Source organism: Mycobacterium asiaticum (genome assembly GCF_001673315.1).
Classification (GTDB): Bacteria; Actinomycetota; Actinomycetes; order Mycobacteriales; family Mycobacteriaceae; genus Mycobacterium; species Mycobacterium asiaticum_B.
The window spans coordinates 1-15,878 of record NZ_LZLQ01000128.1 but is presented as its reverse complement, the minus strand read 5'-3'; the positions used below and the strand labels follow the sequence as shown (position 1 = coordinate 15,878).

Annotated in this window: 13 protein-coding genes and 2 tRNA genes; 8 read left to right on the top strand and 7 right to left on the bottom strand. The window is 65.6% G+C overall.

Annotation, left to right across the window (positions count from 1 at the left end; translation table 11 throughout):
* The first annotated feature begins 159 nt into the window (after window positions 1–159).
* From gyrB to A5636_RS20600, 5 genes are all read left to right on the top strand, one after another.
* Window positions 160–2,193 (top strand): DNA topoisomerase (ATP-hydrolyzing) subunit B, encoded by a 2,034-nt coding sequence (gene gyrB, locus A5636_RS20620; RefSeq protein ID WP_065160492.1) that lies wholly within the window; start codon window positions 160–162, stop codon window positions 2,191–2,193.
* Window positions 2,194–2,226: 33 nt separating this feature from the next.
* Window positions 2,227–4,737, top strand: a complete 2,511-nt coding sequence (gyrA, locus tag A5636_RS20615) for a DNA gyrase subunit A (protein WP_065160491.1) — start codon at window positions 2,227–2,229, stop codon at window positions 4,735–4,737.
* 72 nt (window positions 4,738–4,809) lie between these two features.
* The gene (locus tag A5636_RS20610) at window positions 4,810–5,700 is read left to right on the top strand and encodes a DUF3566 domain-containing protein (protein WP_065160490.1); all 891 of its coding nucleotides are present in this window, start codon (window positions 4,810–4,812) and stop codon (window positions 5,698–5,700) included.
* Window positions 5,701–5,766: 66 nt separating this feature from the next.
* A tRNA-Ile gene (locus A5636_RS20605) sits at window positions 5,767–5,840 on the top strand.
* 163 nt (window positions 5,841–6,003) lie between these two features.
* Window positions 6,004–6,076: transfer RNA gene (locus A5636_RS20600), tRNA-Ala, on the top strand.
* Window positions 6,077–6,124: 48 nt separating this feature from the next.
* Here the strand turns inward: A5636_RS20600 and cwsA are convergent.
* Complete coding sequence (gene cwsA / locus A5636_RS20595; RefSeq protein WP_065160489.1) at window positions 6,125–6,553, bottom strand: cell wall synthesis protein CwsA; 429 nt, start codon at window positions 6,551–6,553, stop codon at window positions 6,125–6,127.
* A 130-nt stretch (window positions 6,554–6,683) separates the two neighbouring features.
* Between cwsA and A5636_RS20590 the strand changes: the two genes are divergently transcribed.
* Complete coding sequence (locus A5636_RS20590) at window positions 6,684–7,232, top strand: peptidylprolyl isomerase (RefSeq protein ID WP_065160488.1); 549 nt, start codon at window positions 6,684–6,686, stop codon at window positions 7,230–7,232.
* Window positions 7,233–7,357: 125 nt separating this feature from the next.
* Here the strand turns inward: A5636_RS20590 and A5636_RS20585 are convergent, their stop codons facing one another.
* Window positions 7,358–7,792 (bottom strand): PH domain-containing protein, encoded by a 435-nt coding sequence (locus tag A5636_RS20585; RefSeq protein ID WP_065160487.1) that lies wholly within the window; start codon window positions 7,790–7,792, stop codon window positions 7,358–7,360.
* 167 nt (window positions 7,793–7,959) lie between these two features.
* Window positions 7,960–8,241, bottom strand: a complete 282-nt coding sequence (gene crgA, locus A5636_RS20580; protein WP_036362273.1) for a cell division protein CrgA — start codon at window positions 8,239–8,241, stop codon at window positions 7,960–7,962.
* Window positions 8,242–8,344: 103 nt separating this feature from the next.
* Here crgA and A5636_RS20575 point away from each other — a divergent pair, with 103 nt between their 5' ends.
* Window positions 8,345–9,088, top strand: coding sequence for a DUF881 domain-containing protein (locus tag A5636_RS20575; RefSeq protein WP_065160486.1), 744 nt, complete (start codon window positions 8,345–8,347; stop codon window positions 9,086–9,088).
* Between the two features lie 62 nt (window positions 9,089–9,150).
* The gene (locus tag A5636_RS20570) at window positions 9,151–9,843 is read left to right on the top strand and encodes an aminodeoxychorismate/anthranilate synthase component II (protein WP_065160485.1); all 693 of its coding nucleotides are present in this window, start codon (window positions 9,151–9,153) and stop codon (window positions 9,841–9,843) included.
* Here A5636_RS20570 and pknB read toward each other — a convergent pair.
* From pknB to A5636_RS20550, 4 genes are read right to left on the bottom strand one after another with little or no spacing between them, the layout of a single operon-like run.
* Entirely contained in the window at window positions 9,821–11,695 is a 1,875-nt protein-coding gene (pknB, locus tag A5636_RS20565) for a Stk1 family PASTA domain-containing Ser/Thr kinase (protein WP_065160484.1), read from the bottom strand. The genes A5636_RS20570 and pknB overlap by 23 nt on opposite strands.
* Window positions 11,692–12,945 carry a serine/threonine-protein kinase gene (locus A5636_RS20560; protein WP_065160483.1) on the bottom strand — a complete coding sequence of 418 codons (1,254 nt, stop codon included), beginning with the start codon at window positions 12,943–12,945 and terminating at the stop codon, window positions 11,692–11,694. The genes pknB and A5636_RS20560 overlap by 4 nt, the downstream gene beginning before the upstream one ends.
* Window positions 12,942–14,420: a D,D-transpeptidase PbpA gene (pbpA, locus tag A5636_RS20555; RefSeq protein ID WP_065160482.1), complete on the bottom strand. Its 1,479-nt coding sequence runs from the start codon at window positions 14,418–14,420 to the stop codon at window positions 12,942–12,944. Before pbpA ends, A5636_RS20560 begins: the two co-directional genes overlap by 4 nt.
* Window positions 14,417–15,829 (bottom strand): FtsW/RodA/SpoVE family cell cycle protein, encoded by a 1,413-nt coding sequence (locus A5636_RS20550; protein WP_065160481.1) that lies wholly within the window; start codon window positions 15,827–15,829, stop codon window positions 14,417–14,419. Before A5636_RS20550 ends, pbpA begins: the two co-directional genes overlap by 4 nt.
* Window positions 15,830–15,878 lie beyond the last annotated feature (49 nt).

The following is a 15,878-nucleotide window of genomic DNA, read 5'->3' as shown; positions in this document are numbered from 1 at the left end:
GCGGCCACAACGAAGATATTGAGCGCACGGCGCAATCAGATGGGTAGAAACGCGCCCGCAAAATCGGTCCTGACGGTGGTCCACGGTAGAGTGACATGGATGCGACCGCTGCGGTGAGATGAACCGCGCGCATGCAACCCCAAGGAGAGCATTCCGACCGTGGCTGCCCAGAAGAAGAAGGCACAAAACGAATACGGCGCTTCCGCCATCACAGTTCTGGAAGGCCTGGAGGCCGTCCGCAAACGTCCGGGCATGTACATCGGCTCCACCGGTGAGCGCGGTTTGCACCACCTCATCTGGGAGGTGGTGGACAACTCGGTGGACGAAGCGATGGCGGGTTATGCCAGCAAGGTCGACGTGCGCCTACTTGATGACGGAAGCGTGGAAGTCGCTGATGACGGACGCGGGATTCCGGTGGCCATGCACGCGACCGGGGCACCGACCGTCGACGTGGTGATGACCCAGCTGCATGCGGGTGGCAAATTCGGCGGAGAGAACAGCGGATACACGGTCAGCGGCGGGTTGCACGGTGTCGGTGTGTCGGTGGTGAATGCCCTCTCCACTCGCCTCGAGGTCGACATCAAGCGTGACGGTCACGAGTGGTCACAGTTCTACGATCACGCCGTGCCGGGCACGCTGAAACAGGGCGAAGCGACCAAGAAGACCGGCACCACCATCCGGTTCTGGGCCGATCCCGAGATTTTCGAGACCACCGAGTACGACTTCGAGACCGTCGCACGGCGGCTCCAAGAAATGGCATTCCTGAACAAGGGCCTCACCATCAACCTCACCGACGAGCGGGTGGCGCAGGACGAGGTCGTCGACGAAGTGGTCAGCGACACCGCTGAGGCGCCCAAGTCCGCCGAAGAGAAGGCGGCCGAGTCGAAGGCGCCCCACAAGGTGAAGCACCGCAGCTTCCACTACCCCGGCGGGCTGGTGGATTTCGTCAAGCACATCAATCGAACCAAGAGCCCCATTCAGCAGAGCGTCATCGACTTCGACGGCAAGGGCACCGGACATGAAGTCGAGATTGCGATGCAGTGGAACGGCGGATATTCGGAGTCGGTGCACACCTTCGCCAACACCATCAACACCCACGAGGGTGGCACCCACGAAGAGGGTTTCCGCAGCGCCTTGACGTCGGTGGTGAACAAGTACGCCAAAGACAAGAAGCTCCTGAAAGACAAAGACCCCAACCTCACCGGTGACGACATCCGCGAGGGACTGGCCGCGGTCATCTCGGTCAAGGTCGCCGAGCCCCAGTTCGAGGGTCAGACCAAAACGAAGCTGGGCAACACCGAGGTGAAGTCGTTCGTGCAGAAGGTGTGCAACGAACAACTCACCCACTGGTTCGAGGCGAACCCTTCCGAGGCGAAAACTGTTGTCAACAAAGCGGTATCGTCGGCCCAAGCCCGGCTTGCAGCTCGCAAAGCCCGAGAGCTGGTGCGGCGCAAAAGCGCCACCGACCTCGGTGGTCTGCCCGGAAAGTTGGCCGACTGCCGCTCCACCGACCCGCGCAAGTCGGAATTGTATGTCGTGGAGGGTGACTCGGCCGGCGGCTCGGCCAAGAGCGGCCGCGACTCGATGTTCCAGGCCATCCTTCCGCTGCGCGGCAAGATCATCAACGTCGAGAAGGCCCGCATCGACCGGGTGCTGAAGAACACCGAAGTACAGGCCATCATCACCGCGCTGGGTACCGGCATTCACGACGAGTTCGACATCAGCAAGCTGCGTTACCACAAGATCGTGTTGATGGCCGACGCTGACGTTGACGGACAACACATTTCGACGTTGTTGCTGACCCTGCTGTTCCGGTTCATGCGTCCTCTCCTCGAGCATGGCCACGTGTTCCTGGCGCAACCGCCGTTGTACAAGTTGAAGTGGCAGCGCAGCGAACCGGAGTTCGCCTACTCCGACCGGGAACGTGACGGCCTGCTGGAGGCGGGGCTCAAGTCGGGGCGCAAAATCAACAAAGAAGACGGCATCCAGCGCTACAAGGGTCTCGGCGAAATGGACGCCAAGGAGTTGTGGGAAACCACCATGGATCCGTCGGTCCGCGTCTTACGCCAGATCACCCTCGACGACGCCGCTGCTGCCGACGAGCTGTTCTCCATCCTGATGGGCGAAGACGTCGAAGCACGCCGCAGCTTCATCACCCGCAATGCCAAAGACGTTCGCTTCCTGGATGTCTGAACCAGTCCGCTTCGATTATCAGACGAGGATTAGATGACTGACACGACGCTGCCGCCCGGAGACGACTCGGTAGACCGGATCGAACCGGTTGACATCCAGCACGAGATGCAGCGCAGTTACATCGATTACGCGATGAGCGTCATCGTCGGCCGCGCCCTGCCAGAGGTCCGTGACGGCCTCAAGCCAGTGCACCGGCGCGTGCTGTACGCGATGTACGACTCGGGCTTTCGGCCAGATCGCAGTCACGCCAAGTCCGCCCGGTCAGTTGCCGAGACGATGGGTAACTACCATCCGCACGGTGACGCCTCGATCTACGACACCCTGGTTCGAATGGCCCAGCCTTGGTCGCTGCGGTACCCCCTGGTCGACGGGCAGGGCAACTTCGGATCACCGGGCAACGACCCGCCGGCCGCCATGCGATACACCGAAGCGCGCCTGACGCCGCTCGCCATGGAGATGTTGCGTGAAATCGACGAAGAGACAGTCGATTTCATTCCCAACTATGACGGCCGGGTGCAGGAACCGACCGTGCTGCCCAGCCGGTTCCCGAACCTGCTGGCCAACGGTTCGGGTGGAATCGCGGTCGGCATGGCCACCAACATCCCGCCGCACAACCTGCGCGAGCTGGCCGAGGCGGTGTTCTGGTGCCTGGAGAACTACGACGCCGACGAGGGCGCGACACTGTCCGCCGTCATGGAGCGGGTAAAAGGCCCCGACTTCCCCACTTCCGGATTGATCGTCGGATCCGCCGGCATCTCCGATGCCTACAAGACCGGCCGCGGCTCCATCCGGATGCGCGGAGTCGTTGAGGTCGAAGAAGATTCACGTGGCCGCACCTCGCTGGTCATCACCGAACTGCCCTACCAGGTCAACCACGACAACTTCATCACCTCGATCGCCGAGCAGGTCCGCGACGGGCGGCTGGCCGGCATCTCCAACATCGAGGACCAGTCCAGCGACCGGGTCGGACTGCGCATCGTCGTCGAGATCAAACGCGACGCCGTCGCCAAAGTGGTGCTGAACAACCTCTACAAGCACACGCAACTGCAAACCAGCTTCGGCGCGAACATGCTGTCCATCGTCGACGGCGTACCGCGCACCCTGCGACTGGACCAGATGATCCGTTACTACGTCGAACACCAACTCGACGTCATCGTCCGGCGCACTACCTACCGGTTGCGAAAAGCCAACGAGCGGGCCCACATTCTGCGCGGTCTGGTCAAAGCGCTCGACGCGCTGGACGAAGTCATCGCGTTGATCCGGGCGTCGGAAACCGTCGACATCGCCCGCGCGGGTCTGATCGAACTGCTCGACATCGACGAGATCCAGGCGCAAGCGATTCTGGACATGCAGCTGCGCCGCCTGGCAGCGCTGGAACGGCAGCGCATCATCGACGACCTGGCCAAGATCGAAGCCGAAATCGCTGACCTGGAAGACATTCTCGCCAAACCGGAACGTCAGCGCGGCATCGTGCGCGACGAACTTCGCGAGATCGTCGACAAGCACGGCGACGACCGTCGTACCCGGATCATCGCTGCCGACGGCGACGTCAGCGACGAAGATCTGATCGCCCGCGAGGACGTGGTCGTCACCATCACCGAAACCGGATACGCCAAGCGCACCAAGACCGATCTGTATCGCAGCCAAAAGCGCGGCGGCAAAGGCGTGCAGGGCGCCGGGCTCAAGCAGGACGACATCGTGCGGCACTTCTTTGTGTGCTCGACCCACGACTGGATCCTGTTCTTCACCACGCAGGGCCGGGTTTACCGGGCCAAGGCCTATGAGCTGCCGGAAGCCTTGCGCACCGCGCGCGGTCAGCACGTCGCGAATCTGCTCGCGTTCCAACCAGAGGAACGCATCGCCCAGGTCATCCAGATCAAGAGCTACGAGGATGCGCCCTACCTGGTGCTGGCCACCCGCAACGGGCTGGTCAAGAAGTCGCGACTGACCGACTTCGACTCCAACCGCTCGGGCGGGATCGTGGCCGTGAACCTGCGTGACGGCGACGAACTCGTCGGTGCGGTGTTGTGCTCGGCGGACGACGACCTGCTGTTGGTGTCGGCCAACGGACAATCCATCCGCTTCTCGGCCACCGACGAGGCGCTGCGCCCGATGGGCCGCGCCACTTCCGGCGTGCAAGGCATGCGCTTCAACACCGACGACCGGCTGCTCTCGCTCAACGTGGTCCGAGAGGGCACTTACCTGCTGGTCGCCACCGCCGGTGGCTACGCCAAACGCACCGGAATCGAGGAATACCCGGTTCAGGGCCGCGGCGGCAAGGGTGTGCTGACCATCATGTACGACCGCCGACGCGGACGGTTGGTCGGCGCGTTGATCGTCGACGACGAGAGCGAGTTGTACGCGATCACCTCCGTCGGCGGTGTCATTCGCACCACGGCCCGCCAGGTACGCAAGGCGGGACGGCAGACCAAGGGTGTGCGGCTGATGAACCTCGGCGAAGGTGACACCCTGTTGGCCATCGCCCGGAACGCCGAAGAGAGCGCCGAGGCGGAGGTCGACGGTGACGAGGCGCCGCCCAGCTAGCCGGGCGGTGGATCGGCACGCTGTCATCCCGGCATAGACTCAGCTACTTGAGTACACACGTTAGGAGTCGGGGTGAGTTCACCGAACGAGCCGGGCGCCCCCAGTCAGGGTGACAACCCGAACGGCGACGGGGCGGCCGAACGTGCCGGAGCGCACCGGGCCTCGACCGGTCCCGGCCGCGTGCCGGATGCCGCGGATTCACCGCCTTGGCAGCGCGGAGCGGCCCGGGCCTCATCACAACCCGGGCCGCAATCCGGGGCGCAATCAGGGCACCGGCCAACGACCGATCTGCCCCCCGATGTCCGGCCGCCTGCCTCATCGGAGGCTCGGCTGAACCGCTTCATCACCGGTACGTCCGCACCGTCCACTTCACAGGCGGAGGTCCCACCCGTGCGCAGCGAAAACTCACCTGCTGAGGCCTACGCCAGCGAGTTGCCGGACCTGTCCGGTCCCATCCCGCGGGCGTCGCAACGCAGCGAGCAACGCAAGCCCGCCACTGAGCGGGCGGCGGAAACCCCGAGTTCCTCGGGGACCGGCAGTCGAGCGGCGGCCAGCGAAGCCCGCGAATCACGGGTGCAGGTGGGCTCTCGACGTGCCCGCGGGCCGGTTCGGGCGAACATGCAGATCCGGCGCATCGACCCGTGGAGCACCCTGAAGGTGTCGCTGCTGCTGTCGGTGGCGCTGTTCTTCGTCTGGATGATCGCGGTCGCGTTCCTCTACCTGGTGCTCGGCGGAATGGGCGTGTGGGCCAAGCTCAACAGCAACGTGGGCGACCTGTTGAACAACACCAGCGGCAGCAGCGGTGAACTTGTCTCCAGCGGAACCATCTTCGGCGGCGCCGTGCTGATCGGATTGGTCAACATCGTTCTGATGACCGCCATGGCCACCATCGCCGCGTTCGTCTACAACCTGACGACGGATCTGATCGGCGGTATCGAAGTGACGCTGGCGGACCGAGACTAGGTGGATGCGTTTTGGGAGTCGGGCGGCCAGTGCGGTAATCTCGTCGCTCGGCCGTACGCGCAGTACGGGCCTATAGCTCAGGCGGTTAGAGCGCTTCGCTGATAACGAAGAGGTCGGAGGTTCGAGTCCTCCTAGGCCCACGACCATGTGCCCGTCAAGACGTCGTGTGAAGTTCACCTTGCCGCTGGCAGCGGCCGCTGCCGTAGGTGCGGCGACTGCGGCCGCGGTGCGGTCGCGGCGGGACGTCGAAGTGTGGCACGTGGCGCCCGATCCAACCTCCGGTCAAGCACCTGACCACCACGAGGGGCCTTAGCTCAGTTGGTAGAGCACCGCCTTTGCAAGGCGGGTGTCAGGGGTTCGATTCCCCTAGGCTCCACAGATTCAGCGCGCCACACCATTCAACGGCCGCACCCGCTAGTCGGGATTACGGCCGCGGCTGTACGTCCACGCTTGGCGGGAGCGGCGAAGGCTCCGGGCGCGACGAGCGCCGCACCACACTGAACGCGACGGCCCCGCCGGCCAGCACCACCACGCCCGCGGCGCCGGCGATCAGCCACGGCTTCTTGCTGCGCCGCTGGTTGCGTCGGGCCTCCTGCAGCAGCTGCGGCAGGTTGGCAACCACTTCCTGGGCCGCCGCCAGCTCCTGGCCGATGGATTCCTGCGCGGCCGCGAGTTCCCGGGCCAGCCGTCCCTCCCGGTAGCGACGGCGAAGCTCGGTCGCGGTCGAGTTCGCCGACTGGACTCCGAGGCCCACAACGCCGCGGGTCACGTCCACCGGGCCCACCGCCGAGTAGGTCAAGCCGCGAGTGAGTCGCTCGCGCGGGGTCAACGAGGCTTCCGCCTTCTCGCTCATCTGCCGCTTCCTCCTGTATCGACGGTCCCTATTTGGACAGACTGCCACCCTAAAGACACCTGCGGGCCGATTGTGTGCACGCCGCACCTTTGCAGTCCCTCGACACCGGCTGCGGGCCGAGCCGCGGGTAGTGGCAGACTGTGATCCCGTGACTAACAGCCCCATTCAGACCGCTACCGCCACGCTGCACACCAACCGCGGAGACATCAAGGTCGCCTTGTTCGGCAACCACGCGCCGAAGACCGTCGCCAACTTCGTCGGCCTGGCGCAGGGCACCAAGGAGTACTCGACGGAGAACGCCTCGGGTGGGCCGTCGGGACCGTTCTACGATGGCGCGGTGTTCCACCGGGTGATCCGGGGCTTCATGATCCAGGGCGGCGACCCGACCGGGACCGGTCGCGGTGGTCCGGGCTACAAGTTCGCTGACGAGTTCCACCCCGAGTTGCAGTTCGACCGGCCCTACCTGCTCGCGATGGCCAACGCCGGCCCGGGCACCAACGGCTCGCAGTTCTTCATCACTGTCGGACCGACCCCGCACCTCAACCGCCGCCACACGATTTTCGGCGAGGTCATCGATGCGGACTCGCAGGGGGTCGTCGACACGATCTCCTCGACGGCCACTGACGGCAACGACCGCCCGACTGAGCCCGTCGTTATCGAGTCGATCACCATCTCCTGACGCTCGGCCCGCGAGCGGCCGTCAAATGCCAGCCGCAGCGGCGTGTCGCTGGACGGACACGCGCGCTCGCGGCCTGGCCGGGTAACCCGGGTACCCCGGTAACCCGGGGCGACAGGCTAGGCAGGCTAGCGGGCGCCCTTCTTTCGCGGGCCGGCATAACCGGCGTCGGTGAGGGCGTCGAGCACCTCCAACGGGTCGGTGCCCAGGTCCCATCGGGACAGGATCCGCAATCCTCCTCCTACCGTTTCGACCTCCAGCAGGCGAACCCTGCGGGCGTGGCGGCGGAACTCGGAAATGCGGATGATTTCGATAACGTCCCGGCTCAATGTCTCCGTTCGGAACCATCCCCGTAAGACCAGACCGTCCGGTGTGATTGCCAGCTTTGGTCGCGCGCGCCACGACGCGCCGGCAAACAAGATCAAACCGGCTGCCGCGGTGCCCGCGATGACCCGGCCGGGCGGGTCTGTGACCAGGGTCACAGCAGCGATAGCCAACAAAACACCGGCAAGCCCGCAACCAGCGATTCCTGCCGGATGCGGCGCCCATTCAGTTTGCTGCATGGCCTACCAGTACCCTCCTACCACGGTGGATACGGTTATCCACAGACGCTATCAACAGTGGGGATGAATCACACGCGTGTGATTGGGTGATCGGAAGGTTGCTGGAGCGCAAACAAAGCCGTCACAGGATGAATGCATTTTGCCCGTGCCGATCCCGATTGAGCCGCTCAGTGCCAGCGCATCGTGAGCAAAAGGCCGGTGATCATGAAAGCAAAGGCGATCGCGTAGTTCCACGGACCCAGTTCGGCCATCCAGTGCAACCAGGTCGGGGCCTGCGGGCCGTAAGCAGCCAGCTGGAACACCATCAACCAGACGAGCCCGATCAACATCAGCCCGATGAACAAGGCAACGAACCACACGCTCGAGGGCCCGACCTTCACCTTCACCGGCGTACGGCTGACCGCGCTGACGGTGAAGTCGTTCTTCTTCCGGACCTTGGACTTGGGCATTTGTTACCTCTGGTATCGGGTGCAACGATTACGGTTGCATGCAGGCACAACTCGGATACGAGACTAGCCCACCCGGCTCGAATGCCAGGAAACCGGAGACACGATGATCGATCGGCGACAGTCGCCGTGGCGTTTCGGTGTCCCGCTGGTCTGTCTGTTGGCCGGCCTGTTGCTGGCGGCCACGCACGGGGTGTCCGGCGGCGCGGAGATTCGCCGCAGCGATGCTCCGCGACTGGTCGACCTGGTCCGCGAGACCCGCGACTCGGTGGGTCGGCTGGACTCCGACCGGCAGGCACTGACCAGGAAAATCGACGCATTCCACGGCCGCTCCTCGGACACCGCGCTGCAGGCGATGCTCAGGCGGGCCGCCGAACTGGCCGGTGAGGCCAGCATGAGCGCCGTCCATGGACCGGGCTTGGTGGTGGTCCTCGATGACGCCCAGCGCGACGCCAACGGGCGCTTCCCCCGCGATGCCACCCCAGATGATCTCGTCGTGCACCAGCAGGACATCGACGGCGTTCTCAACGCCATGTGGAGTGCCGGCGCGGAGGCGATCCAGATGCAGGATCAGCGCATCATCGCCACCTCGGTAGTGCGCTGTGTGGGCAATACGTTGCTACTCAACGGGCGCACCTACAGTCCGCCCTATTCCATCACCGCGATCGGCAACGCCGCGGCCATGCAGACCGCCCTCGCCGCCGCACCCTTGGTGACGCTTTACAAGCAGTACGTGGTCCGATTCGGGCTGGGCTACCACGAGGACGTCAAGTCCGACGTCGCCGTCGCCGGCTATGCCGAACCGGTCCGGTTGCACTACGCCCAGCCGATGGGCCCGATCGGCTACTGACAACGGCCCGGGCTCGACGGCAGGGCTGGGGCGGACGGCAAGACGGACGGTACCCTGTCACGGTGCGGATCCTGGTCGTCGACAATTACGACAGCTTCGTGTTCAACCTGGTCCAGTACCTGGGCCAACTGGGCGTCGAGGCGACGGTGTGGCGCAACGACGACGCCAGGCTGGGTGAGCCCGAAACGATCGCGGCGGAGTTCGACGGCGTTCTGCTCAGCCCCGGCCCCGGCACCCCCGAACGTGCGGGCGCCTCGATCAGCCTGGTGCGCGCGTGTGCCACCGCGCACACCCCGCTACTGGGAGTGTGCCTCGGTCACCAAGCCATCGGCGTTGCGTTCGGTGCCACCGTGGACCGCGCACCCGAGTTGCTGCACGGCAAGACCAGCAGCGTGCAGCACACCAATGACGGTGTGCTGCAAGGGCTCCCGGATCCCTTCACAGCGACTCGGTACCACTCCCTGACCATCCTGCCCGAGTCGCTGCCGGCCGAGTTGCAGGCCATCGCCCACACCCAGAGTGGGGTCATCATGGCAGTGCGGCATACCGAACTGCCGATCCACGGCGTCCAATTCCACCCGGAGTCGATCCTCACCGAAGGCGGACACCGGATGCTGGCCAACTGGCTCACCTACTGCGGCTGGGCGCGTGACGACACACTGGTGCGCCGGCTCGAGAACGAGGTCCTCACGGCGGTGCGGCCGCACATCCCCGGCCAACCCGCTCCGACGGCTACTGACCGAACTTCAGCGTGATCACGCCGTCGCGGTTCGCCCCGGTGCCGGCCGCCGGATTCTGATAAACGATCTTGTTGTGCTGGGCGCCGCCGGCATCGACGTCGGCCCCCTTGTCCAGTACCCCGGTCCAACCCAGCGCGCGCAACCGCGGTTCGGCATCCGTCCAGAACATGCCGGACAGGTCGGGCATCACGAATTGATTGCCCTTCGACACCTGTAGCTCGATCACCGAATCGACCGGAACCGTCTGTCCGCGAGCCGGATTGGTGCCGATCACCTCCCCCGCCGGCCTGGTGCTGTCCACCTGTGACTGACTGAACTTGGTGAAGCCGTAAACGGTGAGGTTGCGCTGGGCAAGGTCAACGCTCTGACCGGTGACGTCTGGAATCTCTTTCGTCTCGGGTCCGGAACCGATGATGATCGTGATCTGGTTGGTGATCGCCGATGTCTGGTTGGCCGGGGGGTTGGTCCCGATCACCTTGCCCGCCAGGTCCGGGGTGGACGGCGAATTGGCTTGCTTGAACTTGCTGAAACCCGCCGCGGTGAGCTTCTTGACCGCCTCGGAATAAGTCAGCGACGACACGTCCGGCACCTCCCGCTGCTCGGGGCCGGTCGAGACATTGATGGTGATTTCATCACCGGCGCCCACCGAGGTGTTGGCACCCGGGTCGGTGCTGATGACGTGGTCGGGCGGAATCCCCGAGTCGGGTCTCTGCTGGGTTCGCGTCCGGAATCCCTTGTTCTGTAATGAGGCGATGGCGTCGGCGGACACCTGCCCCCGCACGTCGGGCACCTGGACGCTGCGGGTGCTGCCACCGAAGGTGTTGATCGCGATGGTGACCACAATGGTCAGCACCGCCAGTACGGCCACCACGGCCACCCAGCGGCCCACCGAGCCGACGCTGCGCTCCCCTTCGGTGGCGTCGAAGTTCTGGCGGGGCAACGGGTCGGTGCGCGGGCCGCCATGGCCCGAAGACGTCATGAAAGCTTTGCGCTCGGCGCCGGTGAGGATTTTGGGTGCCTCGGGTGCCTCGCCGTTGTGCACCCGGACCAGATCCGCCCGCATCTCGGCGGCGGTCTGGTAGCGGTTTTCCGGGTTCTTGGCCAGCGCCTTGAGCACCACAGCGTCCAGGTCGGGTGAAATGCCCTCGTGCCGCTCGGACGGTGGCGTGGGGTCTTCCCGCACGTGCTGGTAGGCGACCGCCACCGGCGAATCACCGGTGAAAGGCGGCTCGCCGGTGAGCATTTCGTACAGGACGCAACCCAGCGAGTAGACGTCGGAGCGGGCGTCCACGGAATCCCCGCGGGCCTGCTCGGGTGACAGGTACTGCGCGGTGCCGATCACCGCCGCGGTCTGGGTGACGCTGTTACCGCTGTCGGCGATTGCCCGGGCGATGCCGAAGTCCATCACCTTCACCGCGTTGGCGGAGCTGATCATGATGTTGGCCGGCTTCACGTCGCGATGGATGATGCCGTTCTGGTGGCTGAAGTTCAGCGCTTGGCAGGCGTCGGCGATCACCTCGATGGCCCGCTTGGGGGGCATGGGGCCGTCGTTGTGCACGATGTCGCGCAGGGTGACGCCGTCGACGTACTCCATCACGATGTAGGGCAGCGGGCCGGCCGGGGTCTCGGCTTCGCCGGTGTCGTAGACCGCGACGATCGCGGGGTGATTCAACGCTGCGGCGTTCTGCGCCTCCCGGCGGAACCGCAGGTAAAAGCTGGGATCCCGGGCCAAGTCCGCGCGCAGCACCTTGACCGCGACGTCGCGATGCAAGCGCACATCGCGGGCCAGGTGAACTTCGGACATGCCCCCGAAACCGAGGATGTCACCTAGTTCGTAACGGTCGGACAGATGCTGAGGGGTGGTCATCGCACAATCTCGAGTAGGGCCGGCGCCGGGCGTAGTCGAGGATTACCCGTTTCCGTACGATCCGTCCAATTCACAACGATGCCCGGACCAGGCCCGATGCCCGCGGCGGGGGCACTACCGGTATTCGTCACGGTCGGCGGCGCCGGCTGCTGCTGAGTGTCCGCCTTCGAGTTGATCACGATGAGCACGGCGATGATGATCGCCAGCGCTCCGAGCACCCCGGCGGCCCACAGCAACGCGCGCTGACCCGAAGAGAACGTGCGGCGGGCCGGTGGCGGCCGGTGCCCGCTGGCTGCCCGGCGCGGCGCCGTGCTGCGGGTGGCCGGCGCGGGCGCAATCCGGGCCGGTGTGGCCGACGGAATGGCTGCCGGTGCCGCCCGCCCGGGCGGTGGCGACTGGCTGGGCCGGGGCGGCCGGCGACCGGCCCGCACCGCGGCCACCGCGTCGGCGAACGGTCCCCCGCTGCGGTAGCGCTGGCTGGGGTTCTTGACCAGGGTGATCTCGATGAGTTCGCGGACGTTGGGCGGCAAGTCGGCCGGCAACGGCGGCGGCGGCTCCTTGATGTGTTTCATCGCCACCGTCAGCGCGCCGTCCCCGGCGAACGGCCGCTTACCCGAAACCACCTCGTAGCCAACGACGCCCAGCGCGTACACGTCACTGGCCGGTGTCGCATCGTGGCCGAGGGCCTGCTCGGGTGCGATGTACTGGGCGGTACCCATCACCATGCCGGTCTGGGTCACCGGAGCGGCGTCGACGGCCTTGGCGATGCCGAAGTCGGTGATCTTCACCTGCCCGGTCGGCGTGATCAGGATGTTGCCCGGCTTCACGTCGCGGTGCACCAGGCCGGCGGCATGTGCGACCTGCAACGCGCGACCGGTCTGCTCGAGCATGTCCAGGGCGTGCCGCAGCGACAGCCGGCCGGTGCGTTTGATCACCGAATTCAGCGGTTCGCCGTTGACCAACTCCATCACCAGGTAGGCCGTGCGGCCCTCCCCGTCCATCGCGCTTTCGCCGTAGTCATGCACCTGAGCGATTCCGGGATGGTTGAGCATTGCGGTGGTGCGCGCCTCGGCACGGAACCGTTCGATGAACTCAGGGTCTTGGGAGAACTCCTGCTTGAGCACTTTGACCGCGACGCGCCGGCCCAGCCGGCTGTCCACCGCCTCCCACACCTGGCCCATGCCACCAGTGGCGATGAGCCGCTGCAGGCGGTATCGGCCTGACAGCGTCACCCCAACTCTTGGACTCATGGTCCCCCTTGCAAAGCAGCCTCGATCACTGCCCGCCCGATCGGCGCAGCCAATGCACCCCCGGTCGCGGACAGACGATCGGCGCCATTCTCTACCAACACGGCCACGGCAATCTTCGGCGCCTGCGCGGGTGCGAAGGCGATGTACCACGCATGAGGTGGCGTATGTCGCGGATCGGTGCCATGCTCTGCGGTGCCCGTCTTGGATGCGATCTGCACGCCGGGGATCGCCCCTTTCTGCTGCGCGAGTTTCTCGGCGCCGACCATCAGCTCTGCTAGCTTAGCGGCGACCTGCGGCGACACCGCGCGGCGCTGCTGATACGGGGCGGTGGTGCTGATATTGGACAGGTCCGGACCCTTGAGACTCTCTACCAGGTACGGCTGCATCATGATGCCGCCATTGGCGATGGCCGCGGCGACCTGCGCATTCTGCAGCGGGGTGAGCGCCACGTCCTTCTGGCCGATGCTGGTCATGCCCAGTGCGGCACCGTCGGAGATGGGGCCCACCGTCGATTCGGCGACCTGCAGCGGAATCGGCTCAGGTGAGCTGTCCAGACCGAAGGCCTTCGCCATGCTGCGCAGGGCGTCCGCGCCGGTCAAAAGGCCCAGTTGAACGAATGCGGTGTTGCACGATTTCGCGAACGCCTCACTCAACGGCACCGTCGGCGAGGAGCCGCACGCAGTGCCGCCGTAATTCTCCAGATTGGCGGTGCTGTCCGGTAGCGGGATGGTTGGCGCCGCGGTCAGCTGCTGGCTTTCGGTGGCTCCGGCCTGCAACGCAGCGGCTGTGGTGATCACTTTGAAGGTCGACCCGGGCGGATAGGTTTCCGAGATCGCCCGGTTGACCAGCGGGGCGTCCGGGTCGTCCCGCAGTTGCTGCCAGGCCCGGGCCTGCACCTCGGCGTTGTGCGACGCCAGCAGGTTGGGGTCATAGGACGGCGACGACACCAGGGCCAGGATCTTCCCGGTCGAGGGCTCGATGGCCACCACGGCACCCTTGCAGGGCCGCCCGCCGCACCCTTGCTGCAGGCCATCCCAGGCGGCCTGCTGAATGCGCGGGTTGATGGTGGTCTCGACGTTGCCGCCGCGAGGGTCGCGCCCGGTGAAGAAATCGGCCAGCCGACGGCCGAACAGCCGCTCGTCGGATCCATTGAGGAGCAGGTCTTCGGCGCGTTCCAGACCCGCACTGGAATACCGCAGCGAGTAGAAGCCGGTGACCGGCGCGAACACAGCGGGGTTGGGATATACCCGCAGAAAACGGAACCGGCTGTCGGTGGCCACCGAATAAGCCAGGAGTTGCCCCCCGGCGATGATCTGGCCGCGCTGCCGTGAGTACTCGTCGAGCAGGACCCGCTGATTGCGTGGGTCGGCACGCAACCCGTCGGCGGTGAAGACCTGCGTCATCGTGGCGTTGAGCAGAAGCAAAACGATCAACGCCATCACGGTCACCGAGATCCGGCGCAGCGAGGTGTTCATACGCGCTCGATCACCTCGGTGCTGGCTGCCGCGATCGGCGACTTCTGTCGCGGGCGGGTGCGCAGCGGGCGCCGGGCACCGTCGGAGATGCGGGCCAGGATGCCCAGCAGCACATAGTTGGCCAGCAGTGAAGATCCGCCGTAGGACATCCAGGGCGTGGTCAAGCCGGTCAGCGGGATGAGTTTGGTGACACCGCCGACGACGATGAACAGCTGAATCGCCAGCGTGGACGCAAGGCCCGCAGCCAGCAGCTTGCCGAAGCTGTCGCGGGTCGCGATCGCGGTGCGCATGCCCCGGATGATGACGATGGTGTACAGCATCAGGATGCTGGCCAGCCCGACCAGTCCGAGCTCTTCGCCGAACGCGGCGATGATGAAGTCGGTCGAGGCGGCCGGCACCGTGTCGGGCTGGCCGTTGCCGAGCCCGGTGCCGAAGATGCCGCCGGTGGCGAAGCTGAACAGCGCCTGCACCATCTGGTATCCGCTGCCGTCGGGGTCCGCGAACGGGTCCAGCCATGTCTGCACCCGGACCCGGACGTGAGCGAAGAGATAGTAGGCCACCACGCTTCCGGCGGCGAACAGCACCAGGCCGAGCACGACCCAACTGAATCGCTGCGTGGCCAGGTACACCACCACCAGAAACGACGCGTATAACAGCAGTGACGTGCCGAGGTCCTTCTCGAACACCATCACGCCCACCGACATCACCCAGGCGGCCAGCAACGGGGCCAGGTCGCGCGGGCGCGGCAGGGTCATGCCCATCAAATGCTTGCCGGCGCTGGTGAACAGGTTGCGCTTGGCCACCAGAACCGACGAGAAGAAGATCAGCAGCAGAATCTTGGAGAACTCCGCGGGCTGAATCGAGAAGCCCGGCAAGCGGATCCAGATTTTCGCGCCGTTCTGCTCGGACAGCGCGGCCGGCAACAGCGCGGGGATCACCAGGAAGATCAACCCCGTCAACCCGCAGATATAGCCGTAGCGCGCGAGCTGACGGTGATCCTTGAGCAGGCCCACCACCAGCGCGAACGCGGTCACACCGACCAGAGTCCACAGCATCTGCTGGTTCGCGCTGGGGTGGCCGTGGCGGCCAACTTCCTTGTCCACCAAGTCAAGTCGGTGGATCATCACCAGTCCGAGCCCATTGAGCAGCGCCACCACCGGCAGCAACAGCGGGTCGGTGTACGGCGCGAACCGCCGCAGGGTCAAGTGGGCGATCCCGAACAGCGTCAGGAAGCCCAGACCGTAGGTGGTCAGGTCCCAGTGCAGGCCACGTTCCTGGTTGGCCTCCACCATGAACAGCGCGGCGATGGTGATCAACGCGGCGAAGCACAACAGCAACAATTCGGCATTGCGCCGAGTGGGCAGCGGAGGGGTCACCGCTACCGGGGCGGGCAGTTCCGTCGTCGTCATGCCGGTGCCCGGCAGGTGACGCCTGGCTGTGCGGGTTGCGGATTTTCGC

Bases quoted from the DNA above. Each gene is read 5' to 3' on its own strand.
- A5636_RS20560 (WP_065160483.1), bottom strand. From the start codon at position 12,945: ATGAGTCCAAGAGTTGGGGTGACGCTGTCAGGCCGATACCGCCTGCAG.
- crgA (WP_036362273.1), bottom strand. From the start codon at position 8,241: ATGCCCAAGTCCAAGGTCCGGAAGAAGAACGACTTCACCGTCAGCGCG.
- cwsA (WP_065160489.1), bottom strand. From the start codon at position 6,553: ATGAGCGAGAAGGCGGAAGCCTCGTTGACCCCGCGCGAGCGACTCACT.
- A5636_RS20585 (WP_065160487.1), bottom strand. From the start codon at position 7,792: ATGCAGCAAACTGAATGGGCGCCGCATCCGGCAGGAATCGCTGGTTGC.
- A5636_RS20550 (WP_065160481.1), bottom strand. From the start codon at position 15,829: ATGACGACGACGGAACTGCCCGCCCCGGTAGCGGTGACCCCTCCGCTG.
- pbpA (WP_065160482.1), bottom strand. From the start codon at position 14,420: ATGAACACCTCGCTGCGCCGGATCTCGGTGACCGTGATGGCGTTGATC.
- gyrA (WP_065160491.1), top strand. From the start codon at position 2,227: ATGACTGACACGACGCTGCCGCCCGGAGACGACTCGGTAGACCGGATC.
- A5636_RS20575 (WP_065160486.1), top strand. From the start codon at position 8,345: ATGATCGATCGGCGACAGTCGCCGTGGCGTTTCGGTGTCCCGCTGGTC.
- pknB (WP_065160484.1), bottom strand. From the start codon at position 11,695: ATGACCACCCCTCAGCATCTGTCCGACCGTTACGAACTAGGTGACATC.